At 69.0% G+C, this 15,672-nt stretch carries 14 protein-coding genes; 10 read left to right on the top strand and 4 right to left on the bottom strand.

What is annotated here, in order from left to right; genetic code table 11:
* Positions 1-69 precede the first annotated feature (69 nt).
* A complete protein-coding gene (locus WS51_RS24975) occupies positions 70-1,710 on the top strand; it encodes an ABC-F family ATP-binding cassette domain-containing protein (RefSeq protein ID WP_069229896.1) in 1,641 nt (546 codons plus the stop codon).
* A 16-nt stretch (positions 1,711-1,726) separates the two neighbouring features.
* Here the strand turns inward: WS51_RS24975 and WS51_RS24980 are convergent, their stop codons facing one another.
* On the bottom strand, positions 1,727-2,806 hold the full coding sequence (locus WS51_RS24980) for an MBL fold metallo-hydrolase (protein ID WP_059451567.1): 1,080 nt from the start codon (positions 2,804-2,806) through the stop codon (positions 1,727-1,729).
* Between the two features lie 349 nt (positions 2,807-3,155).
* On the opposite strand from WS51_RS24980, the gene aceK reads away from it, so the two are divergent.
* The 5 genes from aceK to WS51_RS25005 all read left to right on the top strand — a co-directional run bounded on the left by aceK (position 3,156) and on the right by WS51_RS25005 (position 8,421).
* Positions 3,156-4,976 (top strand): bifunctional isocitrate dehydrogenase kinase/phosphatase, encoded by a 1,821-nt coding sequence (gene aceK / locus WS51_RS24985; RefSeq protein WP_059507840.1) that lies wholly within the window; start codon positions 3,156-3,158, stop codon positions 4,974-4,976.
* A 55-nt stretch (positions 4,977-5,031) separates the two neighbouring features.
* The gene (gene can, locus WS51_RS24990; RefSeq protein WP_059507885.1) at positions 5,032-5,799 is read left to right on the top strand and encodes a carbonate dehydratase; all 768 of its coding nucleotides are present in this window, start codon (positions 5,032-5,034) and stop codon (positions 5,797-5,799) included.
* A 100-nt stretch (positions 5,800-5,899) separates the two neighbouring features.
* Positions 5,900-6,577: an SDR family oxidoreductase gene (locus WS51_RS24995; protein ID WP_059507841.1), complete on the top strand. Its 678-nt coding sequence runs from the start codon at positions 5,900-5,902 to the stop codon at positions 6,575-6,577.
* 39 nt (positions 6,578-6,616) lie between these two features.
* A complete protein-coding gene (locus WS51_RS25000) occupies positions 6,617-7,054 on the top strand; it encodes a YchJ family protein (RefSeq protein ID WP_069229897.1) in 438 nt (145 codons plus the stop codon).
* A gap of 107 nt (positions 7,055-7,161) precedes the next feature.
* Positions 7,162-8,421: a dienelactone hydrolase family protein gene (locus WS51_RS25005; RefSeq protein WP_059798195.1), complete on the top strand. Its 1,260-nt coding sequence runs from the start codon at positions 7,162-7,164 to the stop codon at positions 8,419-8,421.
* Between the two features lie 63 nt (positions 8,422-8,484).
* Here the strand turns inward: WS51_RS25005 and WS51_RS25010 are convergent, their stop codons facing one another.
* Positions 8,485-8,757 carry a hypothetical protein gene (locus WS51_RS25010; RefSeq protein WP_155773612.1) on the bottom strand — a complete coding sequence of 91 codons (273 nt, stop codon included), beginning with the start codon at positions 8,755-8,757 and terminating at the stop codon, positions 8,485-8,487.
* A 198-nt stretch (positions 8,758-8,955) separates the two neighbouring features.
* Here WS51_RS25010 and bioA point away from each other — a divergent pair, with 198 nt between their 5' ends.
* From bioA to bioB, 4 genes are read left to right on the top strand one after another with little or no spacing between them, the layout of a single operon-like run.
* Positions 8,956-10,302, top strand: a complete 1,347-nt coding sequence (bioA, locus tag WS51_RS25015) for an adenosylmethionine--8-amino-7-oxononanoate transaminase (RefSeq protein ID WP_059768595.1) — start codon at positions 8,956-8,958, stop codon at positions 10,300-10,302.
* Positions 10,303-10,325: 23 nt separating this feature from the next.
* The gene (bioF, locus tag WS51_RS25020; protein WP_069229899.1) at positions 10,326-11,558 is read left to right on the top strand and encodes an 8-amino-7-oxononanoate synthase; all 1,233 of its coding nucleotides are present in this window, start codon (positions 10,326-10,328) and stop codon (positions 11,556-11,558) included.
* Positions 11,555-12,274, top strand: coding sequence for a dethiobiotin synthase (gene bioD, locus WS51_RS25025; protein ID WP_069229900.1), 720 nt, complete (start codon positions 11,555-11,557; stop codon positions 12,272-12,274). The genes bioF and bioD overlap by 4 nt, the downstream gene beginning before the upstream one ends.
* A gap of 50 nt (positions 12,275-12,324) precedes the next feature.
* Positions 12,325-13,344, top strand: coding sequence for a biotin synthase BioB (gene bioB / locus WS51_RS25030; RefSeq protein ID WP_059768589.1), 1,020 nt, complete (start codon positions 12,325-12,327; stop codon positions 13,342-13,344).
* Positions 13,345-13,442: 98 nt separating this feature from the next.
* Here the strand turns inward: bioB and WS51_RS25035 are convergent, their stop codons facing one another.
* Together WS51_RS25035 and WS51_RS25040 are read right to left on the bottom strand one after the other, a co-directional pair.
* Positions 13,443-14,168, bottom strand: coding sequence for a copper homeostasis protein CutC (locus tag WS51_RS25035; RefSeq protein ID WP_059507848.1), 726 nt, complete (start codon positions 14,166-14,168; stop codon positions 13,443-13,445).
* Positions 14,169-14,244: 76 nt separating this feature from the next.
* Complete coding sequence (locus WS51_RS25040) at positions 14,245-15,531, bottom strand: sensor domain-containing phosphodiesterase (RefSeq protein ID WP_059451578.1); 1,287 nt, start codon at positions 15,529-15,531, stop codon at positions 14,245-14,247.
* Positions 15,532-15,672: the final 141 nt, after the last annotated feature.

The following is a 15,672-nucleotide window of genomic DNA, read 5'->3' on the forward strand; positions in this document are numbered from 1 at the left end:
TCCCAAAAATGTCGTCGCCGCCGTGCCATGCACGCCGCGCGAAGGTTTCACGCATTTTCGGAGGTGCTTATGGCTGCTGCCACGCCGACCGGCGCGCTCGTCGCGCTTCATCACGTTTCTTTCCGCTTCGACGACGGCGTCACGCTGTTCGATTCGCTCGACCTTTCCATCGACCGCACGCCGACGGGCATCGTCGGCCGCAACGGCGTCGGCAAGAGCCTGCTCGCGCAACTGATCGCGGGCCGGCGCACGCCGAGCACGGGCACGATCGACCGGCACACGTCGGTCGTCTACGTCGCGCAGCAGCACGACGACGCGCCGGCCGGCACACGGACCGTCGCGCACATCGCCGCGCTCGACGCGCCGCTCGCGGCCCTTGCGCGCCTCGCGGACGGGCGCGCGACGCCACACGACTTCGAGCTGATCGGCGAACGCTGGGACCTGGCCGAGCGGCTGCGCACGGCGCTCGACGCGGCCGGCCTGCACGACGTGCACGCCGACACGCCGGCGCATGCGTTGAGCGGCGGCCAGATGGCGCGCGTCGCGCTGATCGGTGCGCTGCTGTCGGATGCCGGGTTGCTCGTGCTCGACGAACCGACCAACCATCTCGATGCGCCGGGCCGTGCATGGCTGCGCGATGCGCTCGACGGCTGGCGCGGCGGTGTCGTGATCGTCAGTCATGACCGCGCGCTGCTCGCGCACGTGCAACGCATCGTCGAGGTGACGCCGCACGGAGTCCGCGCGTACGGCGGCAACTACGCGCTGTATCGCGCGCAACGCGATGCGCAACACGATGCCGCGCAGGCCGCGCTCGAGCATGCGCGCACCGAACGCGGGCGCGTGCGGCGCCGGCTCGAACAGGCGCACGACACGATCCAGCGTCACGCGGCCGGCTCGCTGCGCGACGCGAAGACGGCCAATCTGTCATCGGGCGCGAAGCAGCGTCGCAAGGCGGCCGCGCGCAACGTCATGGGGCAGGTTCGTCGCGACCAGCTCGCGTTCAAGGCGACGCTCGACGAGCGCGTGCAGCAGGCCGCCGCGCGCGTCGAAGCGGACGCGCCGGTGCTCGTGTCATTGCCGGGCACCGAGGTCAGCGCGCGTCGTCAGCTATTCACGCTCGAGCGCGCGCAATTGCCGTGGCCCGCCGCGGGTCGCACGGACGCGCTCACATGGTCGGCCAGCGGCCCCGTGCGCATCGCGCTGACGGGCCCCAACGGCTGCGGAAAGTCGACGCTACTGCGCATGCTCGCCGGCGAAATCGCGCCGCGCGCCGGTACGTGCACGACGCACGTCAGCGCCGCGTATCTCGACCAGCGGCTCGCGCTGCTCGATCCTGCACGCTCGATCGTCGAGCAGTTGGTGAGCCTCGATACGCCGCTCGCCGAAGGCGACCTGCGCAGCCGGCTCGCGCTGCTGCAGCTCGATGCCGCGCGCGCAACGCAGCCGGTGCACCGGCTGAGCGGCGGCGAACGGCTGAAGGCCGCGCTCGCGTGCGCGCTGTGGCGCGGCACGCCCGCGCAGTTGCTGCTGCTCGACGAGCCGACCAATCATCTCGATCTCGAATCGGTGCGCGCGATCGAAGCCGCGCTGGCCAGCTTTCCGGGCGCGCTCGTGGTCGCATCGCACGACGCCGCGTTTCTCGCGGCGCTCGCACCGACGCACACGATGCAATGGCAACGCGACGGGTGGCGTTACGAACCCGTCACGTGACGGCGGCGACGCGCGTTCAGCGCGACGAGCGAAAGCGCAGCACGCCGTCGTCGCCCTGCTCGCGCACGAGCTCGCCCGCGAGCCAGAGCAGGTTCAGGTGCGCGAGCGCCTCGCCGAGCGCGAAGGTCATCTGATGAATGTCGAGCTCGCGACGGCGGAACATGATCGGGACGATGTCGGCCGCGCTCGCCGGCTTCTCCGCGCACGCGACACGCACTTCGTCGAGCCGCGCGTCGTGGTGCGCGCGCAGTTGCGCGATGCGCGTGCGCACGCCGCGGAACGGCTTGCCGTGCGACGGCAGCACGAGCGTATCGGGCGCCATCGTCTCGTAGCGGCCGAGCGATTCCAGATACAGCGCGAGCGGATTCGCCTCCGGCTCGAGATCGAACACGGACACGTTGGTCGAGATGCGCGGCAGCACCATGTCGCCGGAGATCAGCACGCCGTCCGCTTCGCTGTGGAGCGCGCAATGTTCAGGCGAATGCCCGTAGCCGGTGACGACGCGCCACGTGCGCGCGCCGATCGTCACCGCGTCGCCTTCGCGCAGGCGCCGGTAGCGCGGCGGCACGGCCGGCACGAGGTCCGAGTAGTAGCTGCGGCGGTTGCGCAGCTTCTCGAGCGCGGCCGGATCGGTGAGGCCGTGGCGCGCGAAATGATCGGCCGCGGCCGCGCCGCCGGCGTTCGAACCGTTGCCGGCCGCCATCAGGCATCCGAACATGTATTCGCCGAGCGTCATCCACAGCCGCACGTTCCAGCGGCCCTTGTCGCCGCCTTCGCAGAGCCAGTTCGCGAGGCCGAAGTGATCGGGATGGCAATGCGTGACGAGCACGCGCAGCACCGGCAGCCCGTCGAGATGCGTGTCGAAGATTCGTTCCCAGTGCGTACGAATCGCGTCCGACGAGATCCCGCAATCGACGATCGTCCACCCGGCCTGCCCGTCGATCTCGTCGCGCAGCAGCCAGAGGTTGATGTGATCCAGCGAAAACGGCAGCGGCATGCGCAGCCAGCGCACGCCCGGCGCGACCTCGAAGGTGTCGCCCGCGGCGGGCAGCGTGTCGGCGAACGGATAGTCGAGTTGGTGTTCCAGTGCGTTCATCGGTGGGGTGTCTCGTCGTTATCAGGGCAAATGCGGCAGCGAATGCGGGTGCCGCTGCGGGTGCGAATGCGGGGCAGGCGCGCGCGGGCCGCATGCCGCGGCGGGCATCGCATCGATTCTATCGCCGTCGCGCGAAACGCGTGCCGGCGCGCGCCGGACGGGCAAAAAAAGTTCGCGCCAGAATCGATTCCGTACCCGTATCTTTACGCGAAGATGCAACGAACGGCCTGTAACGGCGAACAACCCGCGCATTGACGGCGCTCGGCGCCCGCTTCCGAAAATCATTGAAACGCCGACTTGAGCGCTAAAATGGCGGGTGCTTACAGTCCCTCGAACGAGCCTGCACGCGATGAATCACTTCCCCAAACTGCTGTCGTCGCAGATCGGCTTCGACGTCGCGCAGACGATGCTCGAATACTTCGACCGCCATTACCGGATCTTCCGGGAAGCCGCCGTCGACGCGAAGACGCTATTCGAGCGCACCGACTGGCACGGCCTGCAGCGGCTGGCGCGCGAGCGGATCACGTCCTACGACGAGCGCGTGAAGGAATGTGTCGAGGTGCTGGAGGACGAATACGACGCGGAGAACATCGACGACGAAGTGTGGCAGCAGATCAAGCTGCACTACATCGGCCTGCTCACGTCGCACCGCCAGCCCGAATGCGCGGAGACGTTCTTCAATTCGGTGTGCTGCAAGATCCTGCACCGCTCGTATTTCAGCAACGATTTCATTTTCGTGCGCCCCGCGATCTCGACCGAATACCTCGAGAACGACGAGCCGGCCGCGAAGCCGACCTATCGCGCGTACTACCCGGGCACCGACGGGCTCGCGGCCACGCTCGAGCGCATCGTCACGAACTTCCAGCTCGAGCCGCCGTTCGAGGATCTCACGCGCGACATCGGCTGCGTGATGCAGGCGATCACCGACGAATTCGGCCAGTTCGATGCCGCGGCGAATTTCCAGATCCACGTGCTGTCGTCGCTCTTCTTTCGCAACAAGAGCGCGTACATCATCGGCCGCATCATCAACGCCGACCGCGTGCTGCCGTTCGCGGTGCCGATCCGCCACGTGCGTGCGGGCCTGCTCGCGCTCGACACCGTGCTGCTGCGCCGCGACCAGCTGCAGATCATCTTCAGCTTCTCGCATTCGTATTTCCTCGTCGACATGGGCGTGCCGTCCGCGTACGTGGACTTCCTCTGCACGATCATGCCGGGCAAGCCGAAGGCCGAGATCTACACGTCGGTCGGCCTGCAGAAGCAGGGCAAGAACCTGTTCTATCGCGACCTGCTGCATCATCTGTCGCATTCGAGCGATCGCTTCATCATCGCGCCGGGCATCAAGGGCCTCGTGATGCTCGTGTTCACGCTGCCGTCGTTCCCGTACGTGTTCAAGATCATCAAGGATCACTTCCCGCCGCCGAAGGAAACGACACGCGCGCAGATCATGGAGAAGTACCAGCTCGTGAAGCGCCACGACCGCCTCGGGCGGATGGCCGACACGCTCGAGTATTCGAGCGTCGCGCTGCCGCTGTCGCGGCTCGATCATGCGCTCGTGCGCGAACTCGAGAAGGAAGTGCCGTCGCTGCTCGAATACGAGGACGACAATCTCGTGATCAAGCACCTGTACATCGAGCGCCGGATGACGCCGCTCAACCTGTATCTGCAGAACGGCAGCGACGCGGACATCGAGCACGGCGTGAAGGAATACGGCAACGCGGTGAAGGAGCTGATGAAGGCCAACATCTTCCCGGGCGACATGCTGTACAAGAATTTCGGCGTCACGCGTCACGGCCGCGTCGTGTTCTACGACTACGACGAGATCGAGTACCTGACCGACTGCAACGTGCGGCGCGTGCCGCCGCCGCGCAACGAGGAAGACGAACTGTCGGGCGAGCCGTGGTACACCGTCGGCCCGCACGACATCTTTCCGGAAACCTACGGACCGTTCCTGCTCGGCGATCCGCGCGTGCGCTCGGTCTTCATGAAACATCACGCGGACTTTTTCGAACCCGCGCTTTGGCAGGAAAGCAAGGACAAGCTGCTGCAGGGCGAGTTGCCCGATTTTTTCCCGTACGACGCGTCGCTGCGCTTCAGCGTGCGCTACCCCGCGCGCTTCGGTGCGAAGCCGGACGCCGGCGACGACGCAGGCGACGCGCAGCGCGCGGCCTGACGCACGGCCGGATCCGATCGAATCGAACCGCTTTCCGCCAACGGAATCCACACCGATGAATACCCAAGACAATCCGCTTTCGCATCTGTTCGACAACAACGACGCGTGGGTCCAGCGCCAGCTCGCCGACGATCCGGAATTCTTCGCGCGCCTTGCCGACCAGCAAGCGCCGGAATATCTGTGGATCGGCTGCTCGGATTCGCGCGTGCCGGCGAACCAGATCATCGGCCTGCCGCCGGGCGAGGTGTTCGTGCACCGCAACATCGCGAACGTCGTCGTCCATAGCGATCTGAACTGCCTGTCGGTGATCCAGTTCGCCGTCGACATCCTGCGCGTGAAGCACATCATGGTCGTCGGCCACTATGGCTGCTCGGGCGTGAACGCGGCGCTTCACAACCGCCGCGTCGGCCTCGCGGACAACTGGCTGCATCACGTGCAGGACGTGCGCGAACGCCACGCGGCGCTGCTCGACGAATGGCCGGTCGGCGAAGCGCGGTACCGCCGCCTGATCGAGCTGAACGCGATCGAACAGGTCGTCAACGTGTGCCGCACGACGATCGTCAACGACGCGTGGGCGCGCGGCCAGTCGCTCACCGTGCACGGGCTCGTGTACGGCGTGCACGACGGGCGGATGCGCAACCTCGGGATGTCCGTGTCGAACTTCGACGCACTGGATGCTACCTACAAGCGCTGCGTCGCGGCGCTCACGGCGCGCGGCCAGCATGCGCCCGACAACGACATGGTCGCGGCCGATGCCGCGCACCTCGACGGCGTCGCGCAGGCGGTCGTCGATACGCTGAAGCCGTGCGGCGACGCCAAGTAAGCTCGCACTCTCGTTGCGCGGCGCCCGGGCGCGACGGCCCTCGAAATGACCTGACATCGGCACCGCCGCGACGGCGGTGCATTGCGAAGGAGCGGCGAACATGAAAACCGTATTGATCGTCGGCGCATCGCGCGGCCTCGGACGCGAATTCGTCCGGCAATACCGGCGCGACGGCTGGAACGTGATCGCGACCGCGCGCGACGACGCCTCGCTCGCCGCGCTGCGCGGACTCGGCGCGCACGCGCACGCGCTCGACATCGCGCGGCCGGAACAGATCGCGGCGCTCGGCTGGCAGCTCGACGGCGAACGGCTCGACGCGGCCGTGCTCGTGTCGGGCGTGTACGGGCCGCGCACCGAAGGCGTCGAAACCATCGGCGCCGAGGATTTCGACACGGTCATGCATACGAACGTGCGCGGCCCGATGCAGCTGCTGCCGATCCTGCTGCCGCTCGTCGAAGACGCGCGCGGCGTGCTGGCCGTCGTCTCGAGCCGCATGGGCAGCATCGCCGAGGCGACCGGCACGACCGGCTGGCTGTATCGCGCGAGCAAGGCGGCGCTCAATGACGTGCTGCGCATCGCGTCGCTGCAGACGCGCCACGCCGCATGCATCTCGCTGCATCCCGGCTGGGTGCGCACCGACATGGGCGGCGCGCAGGCCGCGATCGATCCGGAAACCAGCGTGACCGGCATGCGCCGCGTGATCGCGGAAGCCGGCGCGGACGTGTCGCAGGCCAACGGCCGTTTCTTCCAGTACGACGGCGTCGAGCTCAGCTGGTAAGCCGGCATCACAACCCGGCGTCGTTAATTCACGATTCGCATGATTTTGAACCGACCTGACGCGTGCCCGTGCGGCGGCGCGTCCCCCGCACCTGCCGGCAAAGCCCCGGCGCCGCGCTACGCGGCGTGCTGCGGCCGCTTCATCGATGGCGGCGAAGCCGCGCCCAGCGCGCTCGAGTTGATGCGCTCGCGGTACAGCGCGTACGTGCTCGGCGCGACCGACTATCTGCGCGCGACCTGGGACGCGCGCACCTGCCCCGCCGATCTCGATGCGGACCCGAATGCGCCCGACGCGCCGCGCTGGCTCGGCCTGGCGATCAAGCGCCACGCAGTGCTCGACGAACGGCATGCGCAGGTCGAATTCGCGGCCCGCTACAAGGTCGGCGGACGTGCCTACCGGCTTCACGAGACGAGCCGTTTCACCCGTGACGAGCACGGTTTCTGGCGCTATGTCGACGGCGAAGTAAGTGAACGCTGACAAATAGTTGCCATGTCAGACGCCGGGTAATTCCCGCATTGCACAACCTGAATTTGTCGGGCTAGGATGGCCGTCAGATTGGTCATGTTGCATGGCAGGGCTTACGAATGGCGTTCAGCAAGGTATTGGTGGGATGGATGGCGGCCTGTGCGCTGTCGGCCGCTCAGGCCGGTGCGCTGCCGAACGCAAACGCCGGCGCGGCCGCGGCCGGCGGCTCGCTCGCCCACGCCGAGCGCTTCGACTACGGCGATTCGGGCCTTCCGCAAGTCGCCGCGAATCTCAACGAACAAATCGTCAGCATTCCGGCCGATGCGTCGGGCTCGGTGATGCTCGAGGCCACGCTGTTCAAGCCGAACGGCCCCGGCCCCTTCCCGCTCGTCGTCTTCAACCACGGCAAGAACACCGGTGACCTTCATCAGCAGCCGCGCAGCCGGCCGCTCGCGTTCGCGCGCGAATTCGTGCGCCGCGGTTATGCGGTGATCGCGCCGAACCGGCAGGGCTTCGCCGGGTCGGGCGGCACGTATCAGCAGGAAGGCTGCAACGTCGGCAAGAACGGCCTCACGCAGGCCGCCGACGTCGACGCGACGGTCCGCTACATGTCGCGCCAGTCGTACATCGATGCATCGCGCATCGTCGTCGCGGGCACGTCGCACGGCGGCCTCGTGTCGGTCGCGTACGGCACCGAAGCGGCACCCGGCGTGCGCGGCATCATCAACTTCTCCGGCGGGCTGCGCCAGGATCTCTGCGACGGCTGGCAACGCAATCTCGTCGACGCGTTCGACCAGTACGGCGCGCATACGGCCGTCCGTTCGCTGTGGCTGTACGGCGACAACGATTCGGTGTGGACGCCCGCGCTCGTCGCGCAGATGCACGACGCGTACGTGTCGCACGGCACGCAGGCGCAGTTCGTCGATTTCGGCCGCTACAAGGACGATGCGCACCGGCTGATCGTCGATCGCGATGGCGTGCCCGTGTGGTGGCCGGCCGTGAATGCGTTCCTCGCTGAACTGAACCTGCCGACCTCGGTACGCTACGCGGTCGCGAACCCGCACGAACCGACTGCGACCGGCTATGCCTCGATCGATGCGGTCGACGCGGTGCCGTTCCTCGACGATGCGGGCCGCGAAGGCTATCGCCGCTTCCTGAGCCAGCATCCGAGCCGTGCGTTCGCCGTGTCCGCCGAAGGCGCATGGTCGTGGGCCGAAGGCGGCGACGATCCGATGGCGCTCGCGCTGGACAACTGCTCGAAGCAGGGTGCGGGCGCATGCCGGCTGTATGCGGTCAACGATCGCGTCGTGTGGAACGCGAACGCGACGCAGACGGCCGACGACGGCAACGCCGGCTCGCGCGCGCTGGCGTCGCGCTGACGCGCGACGCGCGCGGTTCCCGGAGTGGCGCGATACGCGCCTGCCTTTCTTCCCTTCTCCGTTTCATGAACGTGCGCGCGGCCCGCGACGGCGTTCGCACGCCCGCTCGCGCGGCCGCATGAGCCGCGCCGCGAACAGCGCACCGCCCGCGACGCCCGCCGGATCGTTATCCGGCCTCTTCTGAATCTCGCCCGCGCCCGAGTCCGAACGCCATTTGCCGCGCATGGTGCGCGTCGCTTCGCGTCCTTTTCCCATCCGGACCCGATTTTTCGCCCGATCGCCGCCCGTCGGCCCGCGATTTTTTTCTGTCGGGGGGTGATACTCGAACGTCGTCATCTGCGGTCATTTCTGGACATCTGGCGCGTACCGTCCCGAGCGTCCCACATCTGCGCCGAACTCCCGCCCAGCAAGGCTTCGCGGCGTTTGTAACCGGTAGTGCAACGTGCGGCGGAACACGCTAATCTCAGCGCGTTTCGAGTCTGTCGCCGCGGCATCGGATGCGATGCCCGCCGCCGTTTTACCCCCGGAGTTGCCTTGAGTACGCCAGCCACCGACGACTGGGTCGCGCGCAGCCTGCGCGCGGTCTGGCATCCCTGCACCCAGATGAAGCACCACGAGCGCATGCCGCTCATTCCCGTCGCGCGCGGCGCGGGCCTGTGGCTGTACGACCGCGACGGGCGCCGCTACTTCGACGCGATCAGCTCGTGGTGGGTGAACCTGTTCGGCCATGCGAACCCGGACATCAACGCGGCGCTGAAGGACCAGCTCGACACGCTCGAGCACGCGATGCTCGCCGGCTGCACGCACGAGCCGGCGATCGAGCTCGCCGAGCGGCTGCACGCGCTGACCGCGCGCACGCTCGGCCATGCGTTCTTCGCGTCCGACGGCGCATCGGCGGTCGAGATCGCGCTGAAGATGAGCTTCCACGCATGGCGCAACCGCGGCCACGCGGACAAGCGCGAATTCGTGTGCGTCGCGAACAGCTATCACGGCGAGACCATCGGCGCGCTCGGCGTGACCGACGTCGCGCTGTTCAAGGATGCATACGACCCGCTGATCCGTCATGCGCACGTGGTCGCGTCGCCCGACGCGCGCGGCGCGCTGCCGGGCGAGACGGCCGCCGACGTCGCCGGCCGCGCGCTCGACGACGTGCGGCGCCTGTTCGCCGAACGCGCCGACCGGATCGCCGCGCTGATCGTCGAGCCGCTCGTGCAATGCGCGGCCGGCATGGCGATGCACGATCCGTCGTACGTGCGCGGGCTGCGCGCGCTGTGCGACGAATTCGGCGTGCACCTGATCGCCGACGAGATCGCCGTCGGCTGCGGCCGCACCGGCACCTTCTTCGCCTGCGAGCAGGCCGGCGTGTGGCCCGATTTCCTGTGCCTGTCGAAGGGCATCAGCGGCGGCTACCTGCCGCTGTCCCTCGTGCTCACGCGCGACGAAGTGTTCGCGGCCTTCTACGACGACGACACGACGCGCGGCTTCCTGCATTCGCATTCGTACACCGGCAACCCGCTCGCGTGCCGTGCGGCCGTCGCGACGCTCGACCTGTTCGCGCGCGACGACGTGCTCGCCGCCAACGCGCGCAAGTCGGCCGCGATGCGTGCCGCGCTCGCGCCGCTCGGCGCGCACCCGCAGGTGCGGCACCTGCGCGAGCGCGGCACGCTGTTCGCGTTCGACGTCGCGCTCGACGGCGATGCCGCGCGCGGTTTCTCGCGGCGCTTCTTCGAGCATGCGCTCGAGCGCGAGCTGCTGCTGCGCCCGATCGGCACGACCGTGTACCTGATGCCGCCTTACGTGATGACCGACGACGACATCGCGTGGCTCGCGCAACGCACGCGCGACACGCTCGACGCGACGCTCGCGGAGCCGGCGCGATGAAGCAATCCTCACCGAAAACGACCATGCCCCTGCTCGACGCGCTGCAGCGCGGCCTCGCCGAACTCGACGCGCAGGGCCTGCGACGCGTGCGCCGCACTGCCGACACCGCGTGCGACGCGCACATGCGCGTCGACGGTCGCGACATCGTCGGCTTCGCGAGCAACGACTACCTCGGCCTCGCCGCGCATCCCGCGCTCGTCGCCGCGTTCGCCGAAGGCGCACAGCGCTACGGCTCCGGCAGCGGCGGCTCGCATCTGCTCGGCGGCCATTCGCGCGCGCATGCGACGCTCGAGGACGAGCTCGCCGGCTTCGCGGGCGGCTTCTCCGATGCCCCGCGCGCGCTGTACTTCAGCACCGGCTACATGGCGAACCTCGCCGCGATGACCGCGCTTGCGGCCAGGCACGCGACGATCTTCTCGGACGCGCTCAACCATGCGTCGCTGATCGACGGGATCCGGCTGTCGCGCGCGACCGTGCAGATCTACCCGCATGCGGACATGGCCGCGCTCGCCGCGCTGCTCGACGCGTCGGAGGCCGAAACGAAACTGATCGTCAGCGACACCGTGTTCAGCATGGACGGCGACATCGCGCCGCTCGCCGAACTCGTCGCACTGGCCGAACGCCACGGCGCGTGGCTCGTCGTCGACGACGCGCACGGCTTCGGCGTGCTCGGCCCGCAGGGGCGCGGCGCGCTCGCGGCCGCCGCGCTGCGCTCGCCGAACCTCGTGTACGTCGGCACGCTCGGCAAGGCCGCCGGCGTCGCGGGCGCGTTCGTGATCGCGCACGAAACCGTGATCGAATGGATGATCCAGCGCGCGCGCAGCTACATCTTCACGACGGCCGCGCCGCCGGCCGTCGCGCATGCGGTGTCGGCGAGCCTGAAGGTGATCGCCGGCGACGAAGGCGATGCGCGCCGCGCACACCTCGCCGCGCTGATCGAGCGCACGCGCGCGCTGCTGCGCATGACGCGCTGGCAGCCGGTCGACTCGCACACGGCCGTGCAGCCGCTCGTGATCGGCAGCAACGACGCGACGCTCGCGGCAATGCGCTCGCTCGACGCGCACGGCCTGTGGGTGCCCGCGATCCGGCCGCCGACGGTGCCCGCCGGCACGTCGCGGCTGCGCATCTCGCTGTCGGCCGCGCATTCGTTCGACGATCTCGCGCGCCTCGAAGCCGCGCTGATCGAAGCCAGCGAAGGGCCGGGGCGCCCCGACGCCCGCTCGCATTTGCTGCCCGCCGAGGAAGGTGCAGCATGACGGCCGCGCTTTCCCTCTTCGTCACCGGCACCGACACCGAGATCGGCAAGACGTTCGTGTCGGCCGCGATGCTGCACGGCTTCGCGCGGCACGGGCTGCGCGCCGCCGCGCTGAAGCCCGTCGCCGCCGGCGCGTACGAACGCGACGGCGTGTGGCACAACGAAGACGCCGACCAGCTCGATGCGGCCGCGAACGTCGTACTGCCGCCCGCGCTGCGCACGCCGTTCCTGCTGAAGGCGCCCGCCGCGCCGCACATCGTCGCCGCGCAGGAAGGCGTGACGCTCGACATCGACACGATCGTCGCGAGCCACCGCGAAGCGCTGACGCGCGCGGACGTCGTCGTCGTCGAAGGCGTGGGCGGCTTCCGCGTGCCGCTGAACGACACGCAGGACACGGCCGATCTCGCGCTCGCGCTCGGGCTGCCGGTGGTGCTCGTCGTCGGGATGCGGCTCGGCTGCATCAGCCACGCGCTGCTGACCGCCGACGCGATTCGCCAGCGCGGCCTCACGCTCGCCGGCTGGGTCGCGAACCACGTCGACCCGGCCATGTCGTACGCCGACGAAAACGTCGCGACGATTCGCGACTGGCTCGCGCGCGAACATCGCGCGCCGCTACTTGGCCGCATTGCGCACCTGCACCCGGCCGCTCCCGAATCCGCCGCGGCGATGCTCGACATCGCCACGCTCGTCGACACGCTGCGCGCCGCGCGGCATTGACACCTCGATTCCGAATTCAAGAACCTCGAATCCACGACAGGAAAAACACCATGACCCAAGCCCAGACCGCCGCCGTGCAACCCGACGCGATCCCCGTGGCCGCTCCGGCGCCGCAGCGCTGGCGCGTCGCCGACGTCGTCGCGCTGTTCGAGCTGCCGTTCAACGACCTGATGTTCCGCGCGCAGCAGGTGCATCGCGAGCACTTCGACGCGAACGCGGTGCAACTGTCGACGCTGCTGTCGATCAAGACGGGCGGCTGCGAGGAAGATTGCGGCTACTGCTCACAGTCGTCGCATCACGACACGGGCCTGAAGGCCGAGAAGCTGATGGACGTCGACGCGGTGCTCGACGCCGCGCGCGCGGCGAAGGCGAACGGCGCGAGCCGCTTCTGCATGGGCGCCGCATGGCGCAACCCGAAGGAGCGCCACATGCCGGCGCTGACCGAGATGGTGCGCGGCGTGAAGGAACTGGGCCTCGAGACCTGCATGACGCTCGGCATGCTGGAAAACGAGCAGGCACGGCAGCTCGCCGACGCCGGCCTCGACTACTACAACCACAACCTCGACACGTCGCCGGAGTTCTACGGCCAGGTGATCTCGACGCGCACGTACCAGGATCGGCTCGACACGCTCGACCGCGTGCGCGACGCGGGCATCAACGTGTGCTGCGGCGGCATCATCGGGATGGGCGAATCGCGCCGTGAACGCGCGGGCCTGATTTCGCAGCTCGCGAACCTGAACCCGTATCCGGAATCGGTGCCGATCAACAACCTCGTCGCGATCGAGGGCACGCCGCTCGAAGGCACCGCGCCGCTCGATCCGTTCGAGTTCGTGCGCACGATCGCGGTTGCGCGCATCACGATGCCGAAGGCCGTCGTGCGCCTGTCGGCCGGCCGCGAGCAGCTCGACGACGCGATGCAGGCGATGTGCTTCCTCGCAGGCGCAAACTCGATGTTCTACGGCGACCAGCTGCTGACCACGAGCAATCCGCAAACGCAGCGCGACCGCGCGCTGTTCGAGCGCCTCGGCATCCGCGCGAGCCAGGCCGACGCGCTGGCGGAGAACGCGTAAGCAGCCGCGTCGCGTCGTTCGCGAGCAGATGAAAAAGCCGGGGCATGCCCCGGCTTTTTTTCGCCCGATCGTCAGCGCTCGGCGTTCAGCGCCGCCCGTCAAACATGCGCCGCCGCACCGTCGAGCGCCGCGCGCACGCGCTCGACGCGCTGTTCGTCGACGGGCGCCAGCACTTCGCCGCGCGGCCGCACACCCGAGCCGAAATGCACCGCGCGCACGCCGGTCGCGCGCACGAAATCGCCGACCGCGTCGATCGTGAGCCCCGAGCCGGCCAGCACCGTGCAGCTCGAGCCCGCCGCGTGCCGTACCAGCCGCGTGATCGTCGCGACCGCGTCGAGCACCGACGGATGGCCGCCCGACGTCAGCACCGACGTGACGGCCGGCACGCGCAGCAGCGCGTCGAACGCGGCGTTGAGATCCCGCGACACGTCGAACGCGCGATGGAACGTCAGGTCGCGCCCGTCCGCCGCCGCCGCGACGCGCTCGAGTGCACCGAGATCGACGTCACCGCGCGCGTCGAGCGCGCCGAACACGACGCCGTTCGCACCGGCCGCGACGGCCGCGCGCACGTCGCGTTCGATCACGCGCAGGTCGTCGGCGTCGTAGACGAACGAGCGGCTGTGCGGCCGCACGATCACGTTGACCGGAATCGGCACGGCCGCGACGACGGCCTCGATCAGGCCGACGCTCGGCGTGAGCCCGCCCTCGCTGATCGCGGTCACGAGTTCGAGGCGGTCGGCGCCCGCGCGGGCAGCGGCCTTCGCATCGCCGACGGTGGTGGCGATCACTTCGAGGAGGACGGAAGAAGCGGCGGTTCGGTTCATCGGCGGCTCGCGAATCGTCAGGACAATTCGCGCATCCTAGCCGAGCGGCGTGAACGGCGCCAGCGCGTCGCCGTCGCTATGCGTCGTCCGTTTCCTCGTCGATCCAGTCGATATCGCCGCACAGCACGTGCTGCGCATCGCCGATGCGCACGGCCACCGACAGCGTCACGCACGGCTGCGCCTCGTTGATCGACAGGTACGGGCGCGTCACCTGCACGCGCCCCGGCTCGGCGATCGCCGAGCGGAAATACGGCCGGCGCAGCCAGTTCGCGCCCTGCGCATCCGCGAGCGGCGAAAAGCGCGCCTCGGCAAGCGCGCGGTCCGCGCGCAATACGACATTGCGGCCCGCCTGCCGGCCCCGCGCGTCGAGCAGGAAGCAGCGCGCGGCAGCATCGAGCGCGAGGAAGTTCCAGCACACCTCGTCGAGCGGCTCGCCGGCCGCCACCCGCTCGGCTGCACGCTCGAACGCGCGCAGGTACGGCGCGAGCCGCTGCGCGTCGCGCCGCTCGCGCGCTTCGGTCTGTTGCCGAAAGCGCTCGGTCAGCTCGCCGATACAGCCGGTCGCCGTCGCGCTGTCGGGCAGCCCGGGCGCCGGGCGGCCGAAGTAATAGCCCTGCACGAAATCGGCCTCGCACGACAGCGCGATCTGCGCGTCGTGCTCGGTCTCGATGCCCTCGACGAGCACGAGCTTGCCGGCCTCGTGCAGCAGCGTGACCAGCCCGTGCAGGATCGCGGTGAGGCCCGTGCGGTGCGCCGCGTGCGACAGCATGATCCGGTCGAGTTTCACGATGTCCGGGTTCAGCTGCCAGATCCGCTCGAGGTTCGAATGGCCGGCGCCGAAATCGTCGAGCGCGATCAGGAAACCCTGCGCGCGGAATTCGCGCACGGCTTCGGCGAGCCGCTCGATGTCGTCCGCCCGTTGTTCGAGCACTTCGAGCACGACGCGGCGCGGCGGCATGCCGATCCGCTTCAGGTTCGCGAGCAGCGCGGCGGCCTGGAACGGGTCGGTGAGCACGCCCGGATGCACGTTGAGGAACAGCCACTCGCGCTCCGCGCCGAGCAGCGCGAAGTTCTCGAGATGGAGCGCCTGCGCGAGCCGGTCGAGCTGCAGCAGTTCGCCCTGGCGCGCGGCCTCGCCGAACACGTCGAGCGGCGACACCGCCCGGTCGAGCGCATCATGGGCGCGCAACAGCGCCTCGTAGCCGACCGCACGCTGGTGCGACAGGCTGAAGATCGGCTGGAACACCGTCGTCAGCATCAGGTCGCGATGCTGCGTCGCGAGGCGTTCGAGGCCGGAGCTCATCTCCCGCTCGAAACGATAGGGTGAAGCGGCGGCCGGACGCTCCTGTTGCACGATCGTCATGGCGCCCTCCTGGCGATGAAGCGGAACGCGGCGAGTGCTTGAAACGGCGCGCGCATTGTCATGGTGGAATCCTCGGTTGTCCGGACGGTGCCGGACGGTACGCAAGCATCAAGCAAGCTCCGTGCAAGCCCTTGAACCACG

The organism is Burkholderia territorii, assembly GCF_001718335.1.
Taxonomy (GTDB): domain Bacteria; phylum Pseudomonadota; class Gammaproteobacteria; order Burkholderiales; family Burkholderiaceae; genus Burkholderia; species Burkholderia territorii.